At 71.6% G+C, this 13,278-nt stretch carries 12 protein-coding genes and 1 pseudogene; 8 read left to right on the top strand and 5 right to left on the bottom strand.

Annotated elements, in window-relative coordinates; all coding sequences use genetic code 11:
• The first annotated feature begins 92 nt into the window (after positions 1 to 92).
• The gene (locus tag AB0G15_RS03365) at positions 93 to 725 is read left to right on the top strand and encodes a TetR/AcrR family transcriptional regulator C-terminal domain-containing protein (protein ID WP_362680739.1); all 633 of its coding nucleotides are present in this window, start codon (positions 93 to 95) and stop codon (positions 723 to 725) included.
• A 102-nt stretch (positions 726 to 827) separates the two neighbouring features.
• Here the strand turns inward: AB0G15_RS03365 and AB0G15_RS03360 are convergent, their stop codons facing one another.
• Both AB0G15_RS03360 and AB0G15_RS03355 read right to left on the bottom strand, forming a co-directional pair.
• Positions 828 to 1,322, bottom strand: a complete 495-nt coding sequence (locus AB0G15_RS03360; RefSeq protein ID WP_362680736.1) for a transglycosylase SLT domain-containing protein — start codon at positions 1,320 to 1,322, stop codon at positions 828 to 830.
• A gap of 339 nt (positions 1,323 to 1,661) precedes the next feature.
• A pseudogene (locus AB0G15_RS03355) lies at positions 1,662 to 1,952 on the bottom strand (transglycosylase SLT domain-containing protein); the annotation flags it as partial.
• A 319-nt stretch (positions 1,953 to 2,271) separates the two neighbouring features.
• Between AB0G15_RS03355 and AB0G15_RS03350 the strand changes: the two are divergent.
• On the top strand, positions 2,272 to 2,757 hold the full coding sequence (locus AB0G15_RS03350; RefSeq protein ID WP_362834878.1) for a glutathione peroxidase: 486 nt from the start codon (positions 2,272 to 2,274) through the stop codon (positions 2,755 to 2,757).
• Here the strand turns inward: AB0G15_RS03350 and AB0G15_RS03345 are convergent.
• Entirely contained in the window at positions 2,729 to 3,727 is a 999-nt protein-coding gene (locus AB0G15_RS03345) for a substrate-binding domain-containing protein (protein WP_362680727.1), read from the bottom strand. The genes AB0G15_RS03350 and AB0G15_RS03345 overlap by 29 nt on opposite strands.
• A 177-nt stretch (positions 3,728 to 3,904) precedes the next feature.
• Between AB0G15_RS03345 and ugpC the strand changes: the two genes are divergently transcribed.
• Entirely contained in the window at positions 3,905 to 5,125 is a 1,221-nt protein-coding gene (gene ugpC, locus AB0G15_RS03340; RefSeq protein ID WP_362680724.1) for a sn-glycerol-3-phosphate ABC transporter ATP-binding protein UgpC, read from the top strand.
• 286 nt (positions 5,126 to 5,411) lie between these two features.
• Here the strand turns inward: ugpC and AB0G15_RS03335 are convergent, their stop codons facing one another.
• Complete coding sequence (locus tag AB0G15_RS03335) at positions 5,412 to 6,164, bottom strand: SDR family oxidoreductase (protein WP_362680720.1); 753 nt, start codon at positions 6,162 to 6,164, stop codon at positions 5,412 to 5,414.
• Positions 6,165 to 6,257: 93 nt separating this feature from the next.
• Here AB0G15_RS03335 and AB0G15_RS03330 point away from each other — a divergent pair, with 93 nt between their 5' ends.
• The 5 genes from AB0G15_RS03330 (at position 6,258) to AB0G15_RS03310 (ending at position 11,908) form a co-directional block, all read left to right on the top strand.
• Complete coding sequence (locus AB0G15_RS03330; RefSeq protein ID WP_362834876.1) at positions 6,258 to 6,692, top strand: DUF1801 domain-containing protein; 435 nt, start codon at positions 6,258 to 6,260, stop codon at positions 6,690 to 6,692.
• 170 nt (positions 6,693 to 6,862) lie between these two features.
• Positions 6,863 to 8,059 carry a PQQ-dependent sugar dehydrogenase gene (locus AB0G15_RS03325; protein ID WP_362834874.1) on the top strand — a complete coding sequence of 399 codons (1,197 nt, stop codon included), beginning with the start codon at positions 6,863 to 6,865 and terminating at the stop codon, positions 8,057 to 8,059.
• A 202-nt stretch (positions 8,060 to 8,261) separates the two neighbouring features.
• Positions 8,262 to 9,290, top strand: a complete 1,029-nt coding sequence (locus AB0G15_RS03320) for a hypothetical protein (protein WP_362834872.1) — start codon at positions 8,262 to 8,264, stop codon at positions 9,288 to 9,290.
• Positions 9,280 to 11,070, top strand: a complete 1,791-nt coding sequence (locus AB0G15_RS03315) for a DUF4012 domain-containing protein (RefSeq protein WP_362834870.1) — start codon at positions 9,280 to 9,282, stop codon at positions 11,068 to 11,070. Before AB0G15_RS03320 ends, AB0G15_RS03315 begins: the two co-directional genes overlap by 11 nt.
• 106 nt (positions 11,071 to 11,176) lie before the next feature.
• Positions 11,177 to 11,908, top strand: coding sequence for a hypothetical protein (locus AB0G15_RS03310; protein ID WP_362834868.1), 732 nt, complete (start codon positions 11,177 to 11,179; stop codon positions 11,906 to 11,908).
• Here AB0G15_RS03310 and AB0G15_RS03305 read toward each other — a convergent pair.
• On the bottom strand, positions 11,886 to 13,277 hold the full coding sequence (locus tag AB0G15_RS03305; protein ID WP_362834866.1) for a polysaccharide biosynthesis tyrosine autokinase: 1,392 nt from the start codon (positions 13,275 to 13,277) through the stop codon (positions 11,886 to 11,888). The two genes, AB0G15_RS03310 and AB0G15_RS03305, sit on opposite strands and share 23 nt — an antisense overlap.
• Position 13,278 lies beyond the last annotated feature (1 nt).

Raw genomic sequence — 13,278 nt, 5'->3', positions numbered from 1 at the left:
CGGCCTCCAGAGACGTACACCGTACGTATCCATCGAGGTTGTCACGTACGCTGTACGTACGTCAACGGAACCGATGAGGGGACGACGGCCATATGCCTGTCCAGCCACTGTCCAGGCCGCGCATCGTCGCCTCGGCCATCGCGCTGATCGAGCGGGAGGGCGCCGACGCGGTGTCGATGCGCGCGATCGCCGCCGACCTGGGCGTGGGTGTGATGTCCCTCTACAACCACGTGCCGAACAAGGAGGCGCTGCTGGACGCGGTGGCCGAGACCGTCCTGTCGCAGATCGAGTTCACCGACGACCCGGACGCCGAATGGACCGACCGGGTGCGCATGCAGGCGCTCGCCTTCCGGCAGATCGCGAGCCACTACCCGCGCTGCACGATGGTGGTGGTCAGCCGCCAGCTCCGCTCCACCGCCGGGCTGCTCCCCGTGGAGCGGGCGCTGGACACGCTGCGCCAGGCGGGGTTCGGCGGCGACGAGGCGGTGCGCGCCCTGCGCGTGTTCATCGCCTACATCGTGGGCTCGCTGCTGCGGGAGGTCGGGGTGACCCCGACGTTCGCCCCGGTCCACCGCTCGGACGTCAGGGTCGACGAGGTCGATCCCGTCCTGTTCCCCCAGGTCGGCGAGCTGGCTCCGATACTCGACGAGTGCGACCACGAGGCCGAGTTCGCCTTCGGGCTGGAGATGCTCATCCAGGCGATGGCGGTACGCCTCAACCGCTGACGGCCGCCGGCGCGGCCGGGCGGCCCGGAGGGTGACGCCCGGGGCCGCAGGGCCCCGGGCGTCAGGAGAGTGTTCCCTTCCCCTGGACACTCTCCGTGCGGGTCAGTACCAGTTGCTCGACCGGAAGTGACCCCATGCGCCGCACGGTGACCCGTAGCGGCTCTTGATGTATCGCAGACCCCAGTGGATCTGCGTGCTCGGGTTGTATCGCCAGTCCCTGCCGCTGCCGCCCATCTTCGAGCCGGGCAGCGCCTGCGGGATGCCGTACGCGCCCGACGAACGGTTGTACGCGCGGTGGTTCCAGTTGCTCTCCCTGGTCCAGAGACTGTCCAGGCAGCGGAACTGGCGGTGCGGCCACGCTCGGCGGGACACGAGACGATAGGCGATCGTCTTGTTCCTGCCCTTGGCGGTCCTCGCGACCGCTTTGACCCTTGGCTTCGCCTGGGTGGCCCAGGTGAGGCGGTACACCGTCCTCGCCGTCCCTTTCCTGGACGTCTCGGAGGTGCTGTCAGCCTGCCCCGCCGTCGGTGGACCGACCATCGCCGAGGCGGTGAGCACGGTCATGACGGTGTTGCGCAGAACGCGGTAGCTGTTCACGTGGATCCTTGTCCTCGGGCCGCGTGCGGAAGGCGCGGGAGGGCACGTGGTGCCCTCCGGCGTCCGACGATCCGGCGTCCGTGGCTCGGACGGGGAACGTCCGCGCGGTCTCTCCGGCCTGTTTCCGGCATGAGACGCCGCGGCGATCTCTCTAGGCCGCTTTCTATTACGCGAGAGCGCGCCGAGCGGCGGATGGGACACGCGAAGGAAAGGTGTTTGCCCGATCTTCGGGATTTACGGGTGATTCGGAGAAGGGGCGGTTACGGCCGACGAATCACCCATGCCGGGAGACGGTGTGAAAATCACCCTGCCATGGGGTTTCAATTCACCGTTCCCTGATCAGTACCAGCCCCGCGTCGTGAAGTGCGCCCACGCCCGGCACGGCGAGCCGTAGCGCTGCTTGATGTAGCCGAGCCCCCACCTGATCTGCGTCCTGGGGTTGGTGCGCCAGTCGCGTCCGGCGCTGGCCATCTTGCCGCCGGGCAGCGCCTGCGGGATGCCGTACGCGCCCGACGAGCGGTTGTGGGCGCGGTGGTTCCAGTTGCTCTCCCTGGTCCAGAGCCTGCTGAGGCAGCCGAACTGGCTGTTGTTCCAGCCGTGCGCGGACACCATGGGCCTGGCGACGGCCTGGTTGCCCGGTCTTGCCGAGGACGCCTGGGCGACCGTGGTGGTGCCGAGGGCGAGCACCGAGGTGATCACCAGCACACCGGTACGGCGGAGCGTCGACATGGGACTCCCTGTGATTCGGGGACGGGGGACGGCCGACACGATGCCCGGCCATCCGGCGGCGGGCCAGTCGACAGCGCCTGTCAGGGGTCCTGTCAAAGATCGGTAAGAGAATGATCAGAGCATTGGTGAGGCGGGCGTCGTCTCACCTGTGGTGTCGGTCACATTTCACTTGGTGGACGTCATAACTCTCAAATGTGACAGAGGGATTAGGCTGCTGATCATGGGAATCCGTGATATCTCCATTCACACTCTTGCCGGCGCGCCCACCACCCTGGCCGAGCTGGCCGGTGACCGGGCCGTCCTCGTCGTGAACGTCGCCTCCCGGTGCGGCCTCACCCCCCAGTACGCGGGGCTCGTCGACCTCCAGCGGACCTACGGCGAGCGGGGCTTCACCGTCGTCGGCGTGCCGTGCAACCAGTTCTACGGTCAGGAGCCGGGCACCGCCGAGGAGATCCAGGAGTTCTGTTCCACCACCTACGGCGTCGACTTCCCGCTGCTGGCCAAGTCGGAGGTCAACGGCGACGACAGGCACCCCCTCTACGAGGCGCTGACCGCCACCCCCGACGCGGGCGGTGAGGCCGGCGACGTCAAGTGGAACTTCGAGAAGTTCCTCGTCGCGCGGGACGGGGAGGTGCTGGCCAGGTTCCGGCCGACCGTCCAGCCCGACGACCCCGCCCTCATCGCGGCGATCGAGAAGTCCCTTTAGGCGCGCAGCTGCCCCTGACGATCAGCTCGGTGGGCAGCAGCACGCCCCGCGGCCTCCTGGCGCCGCCGCGCAGCACCAGCTCGGCGGCGCGGTAGCCGATGTCCCTGGCCGGCTGGGCGATCACCGTCAGCGGCGGTGAGCACAGCTCGGCCCAGGGCACGTCGTCGAACATGATCAGGGACAGGTCCCGGGGAATGCGCAGGTCCAGCTCCCGCGCCGCCAGCACGGCCGCCTCGCCCAGCAGGTTGCCCCCGGCCAGCACGGCGGTCAGGTCCGGCCGGTGCTGGAAGAGCCCGGCGGCGGCGGCGTACGCGGAGTCGCGGCTGCCCCGGGCGACGACGATCAGCTCCTCGTCGACGAGGGGCCCCAGCGCCTGCCTGAAGACCGACAGGCGCTGCTCCTGCCCCGGGCCGCCCAGATAGGCGACGCGCCGGTGTCCCAGCCCCGTGAGGTAGTCGACCGCGGTCCTGACCCCCGCGCGGTCGTCGGCCACCACCGCGGGGATGTCGTCGCGCCCGGCCGCGAGCCGGTGCGCGAACACCGTGACCACCCCGGCCCGCAGGGTCGGCGCCCAGCTGTCGCCGTCGCCCGAGGGGACCGCGATCACCCGGTCCACGCCCTGTTCCAACAGTGTGCCGATCAGCTCGGCCTCGGACTCGGGATCGTCGCCGGTCGCGCCCACGATCACCGGTTCGCCCGCCGAGCGCGCGCAGGCGAGCACGCCGTCGGCCACCCGGCCGTAGAAGGTGTCGGTGATGTCGGGCAGCAGCAGCCCGATCCCGCCCGAGCGCCGCTGGCGCAGGTTGCGCCCGAGCGCGCTGGGCCGGTAGTCGAGCTGGGCGGCGACGGTCAGCACCCGCTCCCTGGTCTCCGGGCTGGCCGACCCGCCCGACAGAACCCGGGACACCGTGGCGACCCCCACCCCGGCCGCCCCGGCGACGTCCTTGATCGTCGTACGACGCATGTTCATGGAAACGATTCCATCATGATTTCCAGGTTCGATCCAGTGCGAAGCGGCAACAGCGGTCCTGCTGACAGGCCAGAACCGGGCAGACTCTTGACATGGATGTCCGTTTCCGATGAGATGCATGAAAACGTATCCAATATCGGGTGAACGCGGGGTTGGCCCGAGGCGACAAGGACTTCCATGGCATCCATTGTTCTCAGCAAAGTCGACAAGATCTACGCGGGCGGCGTCAAAGCCGTGAACGGCCTCGACCTTGAGATCAAGGACGGGGAGTTCATGGTGCTGGTCGGTCCGTCCGGATGTGGCAAGTCCACCGCCCTGCGGATGATCGCCGGGCTCGAGGACATCAGCGGCGGCGAGATCTCCATCGGCGACCGGGTGGTCAACCACCTGCCTCCGAAGGACCGCGACATCGCCATGGTCTTCCAGAACTACGCGCTCTACCCGCACATGACCGTCGAGGAGAACCTCGCCTTCGGTCTGAAGCTCCGCAAGATGCCCAAGGCGGAGATCGCCAAGCGCGTCGGCGAGGCCGCCAAGATGCTCGGCCTGGACCAGTACCTCAAGCGCAAGCCCGCCGCCCTCTCCGGTGGCCAGCGCCAGCGTGTCGCCATGGGCCGCGCGATCGTGCGTGAGCCGCAGGCCTTCCTCATGGACGAGCCGCTGTCCAACCTGGACGCCAAGCTCCGCGTCTCCATGCGGGCCTCCCTCAACACCCTGCACGAGCGCCTGGGCGTGACGACCGTCTACGTCACCCACGACCAGGTCGAGGCCATGACCCTCGGCGACCGCGTCTGCGTGCTGCGCGACGGCCTGCTCCAGCAGGTCGACACCCCGCAGAACCTCTTCGACAAGCCGGTCAACCTGTTCGTCGCGGGCTTCATGGGCTCCCCGTCGATGAACTTCGTCAACGCCGAGCTGGTGCGCGGCGACGGCGGCGCCGCCGTCGCGTTCGCGGGCTTCAAGCTTCCGGTGCCGGCCGAGACCCTCGCCGAGAAGCGCGGCCTCGACCAGTACTTCGGCAAGAAGATCATCCTGGGCATCCGCCCCTCCGACTTCGACGACTCGATCGCCGCCAACGGCTCCTCCTCCGGCTGGGTCCGCCTGCCGGTCCGCGCGGAGGTCACCGAGGAGCTGGGCTCCGAGATCAACGTGCTGTTCCTGATCGACGCCCCGCCGGTCCAGCACCAGGACACCGTGGCCGCCGCCGCCGACGACGGCGAGGAGGACGCGACGCTGCCGCTGGTGGGCGACAAGTCGCTGTGGACCGCCCGGGTCAACTCCCGCAGCCACGTCCGTCCCGGTCAGAACATCGAGCTGATCGTCGACACCCACAACCTGCACTTCTTCGACCCGGTCTCGGGTCTGGCGATCGGTCACGAGGCCAACGCCCGCGTCTGATCCACCGCGCCGGGCCGCGAGACGCGTCCCGGCCACCACCGCAGGCCGGAAGGGCCCGCGCCACGACCCCCTCCCGTGGCGCGGGCCCTTTTCGTGTTCCTCGCCGTCGCCGGTGGCTTTCCGCCGGCCGGTTTCCGCCGGTGGAGAGCACCGCTGGAGATCGGTGGTGCCTCCCACCGCCGGTCCCCAGCGGCCTTTCTCCTGCGGTCCCCAGCGGCCTTTCTCCTGCGGTCCCCAGCGGCCTTTCTCCTGCGGTCCCCGGCGGTCTTTCTCCTGGGGTCTTCCCTCAGCGGCGGGCGAGGCGGCGCGAGAAGCGGCCGATCGGGCCGAGGGGGAGCAGCCTGCCGACCCTGACGATCACCTTGTAGCGCAGGTCGGGGATGCTCACCCGCACGCCCCGGGCCAGATCGCGCATCGCCTCGCGGACGACGTTGTCAGCCGACAGCCAGAAGAACTCGGGGATGCCCGACTTGTCCATCGAGGCGCGCTCGTGGAACTCGGTGTGCACGAACCCCGGGCACAGGGCCATGACCCGTACGCGGCTGCCGGCCATCTCGACGGCCGTGGACTCGCTGAAGCTGACCACCCACGCCTTGGACGCGCTGTAGGAGCCCCGGGGGAAGAACGCCGCCACCGACGCGACGTTGATCACCGCGCCCCGGTCGCGGGCCCTCATCCCCGGCAGCGCGGCCAGCGTCAGCCGCAGCACCGCCTCGCAGTGCAGCTTTAGCATCCGCAGTTCCTCCTCCGCGGGCACGTCGAGGAAGTGCCCCCGGTGGCCGAAGCCCGCGTTGTTGACCAGCAGGTCGACTCCCTCCCCGAGCCGCCGTTCCACCGCCTCCAGGCCCTCGTCGGTCACCAGGTCGGCGGCGAGAACCTCGCTGCTCACCCCGTATCGCAGGCGCAGTTCCTCGGCGACGGAGACGAGGCGCTTCTCGTCGCGGGCGACCAGGACGAGTGAGAATCCGTCGGCGGCCAGGCGGCGGGCGAAGGCGGCACCGATGCCGGCCGTCGCCCCCGTGATCAGTGCGGTTGGCATGCCAGCAGTCTAGGGAGGGGGCGGCCGGGGGAGTTCCAGGGGTTGCGCCACGGATCTCAGCCTTTTGTCGTACCGGTATGTCAGCATGCCCCCATGGCGACATCGAAACAGCCGGTGACGGTTCCGACCGACGTCAGCGTCGACGGTTTTCTGGCTGCGGTCCCCGACGAACGCCGGCGAGCCGACGCGGAGCGCCTCCGCGCGATCCTGCGCGAGGTGACCGGTGAGCCCGCGGTGATGTGGGGCCCGAGCATCGTCGGTTTCGGCAGTTATCGCCACACCTACGAGAGCGGACGCACGGGCGACTGGCCTCTGGTGGGCTTCTCGCCGCGAAAGCAGCATCTCGTTGTCTACCTGGTGGGCGGGTTCGAGGAACGACACGCGTCGGTGCTCACCCGGCTGGGTCCCCACAAAGCCGGAAAGGGCTGCCTCTACCTGAAACGGCTCGGCGACGTCGACGAGGGCGCGCTGCGCGAGCTCATCGACCGTACGGCTCGGGTGCACAGGGGCGTGGGCCGGGCCGGCTGAACGCCGTTGACCCTCGGAGAGACACTGAGAATCAGCGAACGGAGAATGGACGTACGCGGCCTGGGGAGGGCAGGGACGTGCGGGAGTCGCCCCGCGGCCGGAACCTGCGCGGCGCCCGGCGCGTACAAGTGATCGCCTGAGCAGGTGACGAACACAGGAGGCTGAGAACCGTGCCGATCTCCCACCGGACAGGATGGGGCCTGGCCCTGCTGAGCGCGGCGCTGGTCGCCTGCTCCTCCACCGGGACCACCGGGGCCGCCGAATCCGGATCCGTCCCTCCCGCCGCGTCGCCTGCGGCCTCGCGGGCGGAACCCACCGGGGAGGCGGGGACGGAGGCCGCCCCGAAGGTCCGCTTCACCGAGTTCGCACAGCTCGACATGCCGGTGGCGATGGCCCTGCGCAAGGACGACCCGACGCTCTACATCGCCGAGCAGACGGGACGGCTGCGCGCGGTGAAGGACGGGAAGGTCGCCGAGGCGCCCGTCGTCGACCTCTCCGGGGAGATCAGCACGGGCAACGAGCAGGGGCTGCTCGGGGTGGCCTTCCACCCGGAAGGGAACTTCCTCTATCTCAACTGGACCGACCGCGAGGGGCACACCCACCTCACCGAATGGGCCTTCTCCGGAGGTAGGGCGACCGGCCGCAGAGATGTGCTGACCCAGCGGCAGCCATACGCCAACCACAACGGCGGGCAGCTCGCCTTCGGGCCCGACGGGCACCTCTACATCGCCCTCGGCGACGGCGGCAGCGGGGGAGACCCGCAGGGCAACGGCCAGAACCTGGACACCTGGCTCGGCAAGATCCTCAGAATCGACCCGCGCGGCACCCCGTACAAGGTCCCCCGCGACAACCCGTTCGTCGGCAGGCAGGGCGCCAAGCCGGAGATCTGGTCCTACGGCCTGCGCAACCCCTGGCGGTTCACCTTCGACGCGAGGACCGGCGACATGTGGATCGGCGACGTCGGTCAGAACGCCTGGGAGGAGGTCGATTTCGAGCCGAAGGGCGAGGGCGGCCGCAACTACGGCTGGAACCTGAAGGAGGGCACCCACCCCTTCGAGGGCGGCGGTGACGGCGACGGCGGCGACACTGTGGACCCCGTCATCGAGTATCCGCTGGGCGAGGGCGGCAACTGCTCGGTCATCGCCGGATACGTCTACCGGGGCAAGAAGATCCCCGGCCTGGAGGGACGGTTCGTCTACGGAGACTTCTGCGCGGGCTGGGTCAAGGCCGCGCCCCCCGGCGGGAAGGGGCGGGGCGACGACCTCGGCACGGTGGAACAGCTGTCGTCCTTCGGCCAGGACCACGACGGCGAGTTGTACGCGCTCAGCCTGTCGGGGCCCGTCTACCGGGTCGAGGCCGCGCCGTGACCCGTCCGGCCCGTCCGGCCCGGGCGGTCCTCGGCCGGGCCGGGCCGTCTCGCCACCATAAACAGTCGGCGATCATTCGGTAAGGGGCGTGAGCCGATCGGGCGGGCTTTTCAATAGGCAAATATAACGGGTTCCGGAGGCATGTCGTTTGTGTGCCAAGCGTCTGTTCCTGGACTGACATATTCGCCATGAGGAGCCCGAAATGGCCGGAAAGTTCATTGTGTCCATTCTTCTCACGGTGATGGCCGGGAGCGGCGCGGCGGTAGGGGCCGGTGGGGCGGCGACCGCCGAAACCGGCCTCCGGACATCGGCGGCGTCCCCGTACCCGCCGTCCATCGACTTCGCCGCCGCCGCCACGAGGCTCGCCTCCGAGGCCCAGGACGCCATCGCCGACGCCGAGGGCGTCGCCTCCGAGGCCGGGGCCGTCGCCTCGCAGGCCGGAGCGGTCGCCACTGCCGTGGAGAACCTCGCCGGCGTCGTCGGCGGAGCGAACTTCGACGCCCAGCGGGCCTCCATCGCCTCGGCGGAGGCCAGGCTCCGCGCGGTGGAGGACGGCGAGGACGGCGCCGCCGGTGCGGCGAGGGTCGCTCCCGCCGCCGCGCGGCTCGCCTCCGCGGCCCGGCAGGCCGCCTCCGCCGCGGAGACCAGCCCCGGAGACGAGCGGGACGGCTCCTACGCCGCGTCGCTCGCCGCCCAGGCGGAGAAGATCGCCGCCAGGGCCAGGGAGAGCGCCAGGAAGGCCAGGGAGATCGCCGGCAGGGCCGGAGACATCGCCTCCGAGGCCGGCGCGCTCGCGGTTCTCGCGGCGCCGTCCGACTCCGCCGCCGCGGTGGTGGCCACCGGCGCCCAGCGGGTGGCCACCGAGGCCGAGGAGATCGCCAAGGCCGCCGCGCACCTCGCCTCGGCCGCGGAGTCCCTCGCCATCGCCGCCCGGAACCTCGCGCGCCTCATCGCCGGCGCCGGGGCCGACAGGGGTGACGGCGACGGCTTCGGAGACGGAGACGGTGACGGTTTCGGGGGATGCGGCGACGATTGCGGTGACGGCTGCGGTGACGGCGACGAGGGATGCGTCCGCGGAGTCTCACTGGAGACGGGTGACGGTGACGGCGGGCTGCCCTTCACCGGAGCGCCCCTGACGGCCGTGGCCGCGGTGGGCGGTGGCCTGCTGGCCGCCGGGGCCGCCGGCATCCTGATCTCCGTGCGGCGCCGTCGATCCTCCAGTGGCGCGTAGCGGGCGCAGCCGGCATCGGGTACCGCAGGGAAGGCGCCGCCGGGCCCTCACGGCGTGCCTGCTGGCCCTCGCCGTCGCCGTACCGGCCGGGGGCTGGTCCGCCCACCTCGGTCTGAGCGTGCGGGATCACCTGGAGGCGACCGAGAACGCGCTGCTCCGGCTGCGCGCGGCGGTGGGCGCGGCCGAACCCGGCCTCATGGCGGGACCGCTCGCCGAGGCCCGGCGGCACGCGGCCGAGGCGCGGCGGCTGACCGCCGGCGCGGACTGGTCGGTGCTCACCCGCACCCCGGTGCTGGGCGACGCCGCGACGACCGTCCGGGCACTGGCCGAGGGGGTCGCGGAACTGATCGACGTGCTGGACGGCCTCCATCGGGCCGGCGCGGCGTTCGTCGCGGCGGCCACGCCCTCCCCGGGCGGGTCGAGGCGGCTGCTGGCCACCGCCGAGACGGCGGCGCCGGTCCTCGGCGACGCCGTCACCCGGCTCGCGCGGGTGAGCTCCCGCCTGGCGGCGGCCCCGGCGCACACCGGCGTGGACCGGCTGGACCGGGCGCGCGGCACGGCGCTGCGCGAGGTCGACCGGCTGCGCGCCACGCTGGGCGACGTGGCGACGGCCGCCGCGCTGCTCCCTCCGATGCTGGGCGGCGACGGCCCGCGCCGCTACTTCCTGGCCTTCCAGACCAACGCCGAGGCGCGGGGCACCGGGGGCCTGGTGGGAGCCTTCGGCATCCTGAGGGCCGACCGGGGCCGGATCGCCGTCGAACGGCTGTCCGCCGACACCGGCCTGTTCACCAGCCCCGTCCCCGTCGCCGACCACGGCCGGGAGTTCCTGCGGCGCTACGGTCCGGGGGCGACCAGGATGCTGTCCGTCTCCAACCTCTCCCCGCACTTCCCGTACGCCGCCGCCACCTGGGCCGGGTTGTGGGAGCGGCGGGCCGGCACCCGGCTCGACGGCGCCGTGGCCGTCGACCCGGCCGGGCTCGCCCACCTGCTGGGGCTGATCGGCCCGGTCACCCTGCCCGGCGGGGAGAAGGTGACCGGGGCAAACGTCGTCGACCTCACCGAGCGGGCGGCCTACGCCCGCTACACCGACCCGATGGCGCGCAAGCGCTTCCTCCTCGAGATCGCCGGTGCCGTCGGCGAGGCGCTGCCCAGGTCGCTGGCCGACCCCGCGGCGCTGCTGCCCGTGATGGGCCGCATGGTGGGCGAGCGGCGGATCCAGGTCTGGAGCCGCCACGGCGCGGAACAGCGGATCCTGGCCCGCGCCCCCATCGGCGGCGTGCTGCCGTCACGGCCGGGGCCGTTCGCGGGGCTGGTGGTCAACAACTCCGCCGGCGGCAAGCTCGACTACTACCTGGACCGCTCCCTCGACTACGAGCTGGGCCCCTGCCGGGACGGCCTGCGCTCCTCGACCGTGCGGGTCAGGCTCACCAACGACGTCCCGGCAGGGACGCTGCCCTCCTACGTCACCGGGCGGCTCGATCGCCCCGCGCGGCGGCCCGCCGTGGGCTCCAACCTGCTGTGGGTGTCGCTGTACGGCGGGCTCGGCGGCCGGATGACCGGGGCCCGGCTCGACGGCGAGCGGACGGCCGTCATCGAGGGGACCGAGCGGTCCCACCCCGTCTACTCGGTGATGCTGGAACTCGCCCCCGGGCAGTCGAGGTCCCTGGAGTTCGACCTCACCGAGGTCGCCTCGCGGGAACCGCCGCTGGTCCCCGTCCAGCCGCTCGTCCGGCCGCAGCGGACCCGCGTCACCGAGGACCCGCGCGGGTGCGCACCCTGATGGAAACGGACCTCTTCCGTACGATCTGTCGCGTGCGTCGGTATAAAAGGGCAAAGAGCGGTGTGCCGCGGGCGGTGACGCACGGGAGCCGATCTACCCTCTCGTCATGAGGGCCTCACCGGAGCACGCCGGGATCGCGCGGAGCCCCGCCATCGGAGGAGCCGCCGAGGTCACCGGCCACGGGGAGACCGGGCTCGTCCCGCCCGGGCACGAGGGCTGCGGCCCGCGCTGCTGGCGGGACGTGCGGAAGGCGCCGGCGCCCCGGGAGGGCGTCCGGTTCAGCATCCTGTTCGTGTGCACGGGCAACATCTGCCGTTCCCCGCTTGCCGAGCGGCTGACCCGCGCGGCGCTCGGGCCGTGCCCGGCGGTCCAGGTGATCAGCGCGGGCACCCACGCCCGGCCCGGGATGGAGATGGCCAGGCACACCCGGCGGACGCTGGTGCGGCTCGGCGGGGACCCCGCGGACTTCGGCTCCCGCCTGCTCGTCCCCGGCCTGGTGGCCGAGGCGGACCTGGTGCTCACGGCCACCGGCCGGCACCGGGCGCACGCGGTGGCCCTGCATCTCGCGGCGGCCGGCCGGGCCTTCACCATCGCCGAGTTCGGCACGCTGGTGCAGGCCGTGCCACCCGGGAAGATCACCCGGCATCGCGATCCCGCGCATCGGGCACGCGCCCTGGTCGACGAGGCGCGGGCGCTGCGCGGGCTGGTGCGGGTGGACGAGCTCGACATCGCCGACCCCTACCAGGGTTCCCGGCTGGCCCACCGGGCGGCCGGGCGGAACATCGCCAGAGCGCTCGCCGTCCCGCTCCGGCTGCTCACACACCCACAGGATGCTTGACCTTGGGCGTGGACTTCTTGGCCTCGTATCCGTATCCGTAGCCGTACCCGTACCCGAAGTACGTGTTGTCCTTGAGCGGGAAGAAGTTCAGGACGGTCCCCACCACGCGGGCGTTGACCGACGCCAGCAGCTCGGTGGCGCGCGCCATGTGCTCCCGCCGGGTCTTGCCGTGACGGGTGACGAGGAGAACGCCGTCGCAGAGCGCGCCGAGCGTCGCGGCGTCGGTCACCGGCAGCAGCGGCGGCGCGTCGACGATCACCATGTCGTACGTCTCGGTCAGCTGGGCCAGCACCTCGCGCATCCCGCCGGAGCCGAGCAGCTCGCTCGGGTTCGGCGGGATCTGCCCGCTCGGCAGGACCGACATGCCCGGCTCGCCCCAGACCTGGACGACCTCCTTCAGCTGGGCCCTGCTGATCAGCACGTCCGTGAGGCCGACCGTCCCCTCGATGCCGAGATAGCCGGGGATGGTCGGGCGGCGCAGGTCGCCGTCCACCAGGATGACCCGCCAGCCGGCCTGGGCCAGGGTTATCGCCAGGTTGGCCGAGATCGAGGACTTCCCCTCGCTCGGCAGGCAGCTGGTGACCACGAGCGACTTCGGCTGCCGGTCGACGCCGATGAACTGCAGGTTGGTGCGGAGCGTGCGGAACGCCTCGGACCTGGACGACTGGCCCTGGTTGCGCACGATCAGCGGGTGGCGCCGCGCGTCCCGCTCGTAGCCGATGACCCCCAGGGTCGAGCTGCCCGACGCCTGCTGCAGCGCCTCCGTCGACTTGACGGTGGTGTCCAGGCGGTCGCGGACGACGATGACGGCCATGGCCAGGATCAGGGCGAGCAGCAGGGCCATCGTCAGGTTGACCACCGGCCTGGGACTGACCGGCGCGTCGGGCGTCTCCGCCCGGTCCACCAGCGTGACCTTCACGATGGGGCGGCTGGAGGGGGTGGGCCGTTCGATCTGGTCGATGAGCTCGGCGAAGCGCTCGCCCAGGGCGTTGGCCAGGTTCGCGGCCCGCGAGGGGTCGGGGTCGCCGACCGTGGCGCGCAGCAGCACGGTGCCGGGGACGGCCTCCGCGGTGATGTTCGCCTGCACGCGCTCCACGTCGTCCTCGCCGGTGATCTGGCCGACCACCCGCCGGCTGGACAGAAGGGTCGCGTACGAGTGCACCCGCTGCGCCGACAGCATCCCCGCCTGGTAGGCGGTGGACAGGCTCCCCTCCCTGTCGTGGCCCGAGACCAGCATGGAGATCGTCGCGACGTACTTCGGCGGCGTGCCGGCCGTGACGGCGGCCGACGCGCCCACCGCCAGGATCAGCGCCAGGAGGATGAACGGCCAGTTCCTGCGCGCGAGCCGCGTGTAATAGAGGAGTTCCATG

Origin of the sequence: Streptosporangium sp. NPDC023825 (assembly GCF_040639575.1) — a bacterium.
Taxonomy (GTDB): Bacteria; Actinomycetota; Actinomycetes; order Streptosporangiales; family Streptosporangiaceae; genus Streptosporangium.
The sequence above is the reverse complement of the archived record's forward strand: the minus strand, read 5'-3'. Positions and strand labels throughout refer to the sequence as shown.

What these genes read in the sequence shown, in the direction of transcription:
- AB0G15_RS03365 (WP_362680739.1), top strand. Translation starts at nt 93, where the DNA reads ATGCCTGTCCAGCCACTGTCCAGGCCGCGCATCGTCGCCTCGGCCATC.
- AB0G15_RS03350 (WP_362834878.1), top strand. Translation starts at nt 2,272, where the DNA reads ATGGGAATCCGTGATATCTCCATTCACACTCTTGCCGGCGCGCCCACC.
- AB0G15_RS03345 (WP_362680727.1), bottom strand. Translation starts at nt 3,727, where the DNA reads ATGAACATGCGTCGTACGACGATCAAGGACGTCGCCGGGGCGGCCGGG.
- ugpC (WP_362680724.1), top strand. Translation starts at nt 3,905, where the DNA reads ATGGCATCCATTGTTCTCAGCAAAGTCGACAAGATCTACGCGGGCGGC.
- AB0G15_RS03335 (WP_362680720.1), bottom strand. Translation starts at nt 6,164, where the DNA reads ATGCCAACCGCACTGATCACGGGGGCGACGGCCGGCATCGGTGCCGCC.
- AB0G15_RS03330 (WP_362834876.1), top strand. Translation starts at nt 6,258, where the DNA reads ATGGCGACATCGAAACAGCCGGTGACGGTTCCGACCGACGTCAGCGTC.
- AB0G15_RS03320 (WP_362834872.1), top strand. Translation starts at nt 8,262, where the DNA reads ATGGCCGGAAAGTTCATTGTGTCCATTCTTCTCACGGTGATGGCCGGG.
- AB0G15_RS03310 (WP_362834868.1), top strand. Translation starts at nt 11,177, where the DNA reads ATGAGGGCCTCACCGGAGCACGCCGGGATCGCGCGGAGCCCCGCCATC.
- AB0G15_RS03305 (WP_362834866.1), bottom strand. Translation starts at nt 13,277, where the DNA reads ATGGAACTCCTCTATTACACGCGGCTCGCGCGCAGGAACTGGCCGTTC.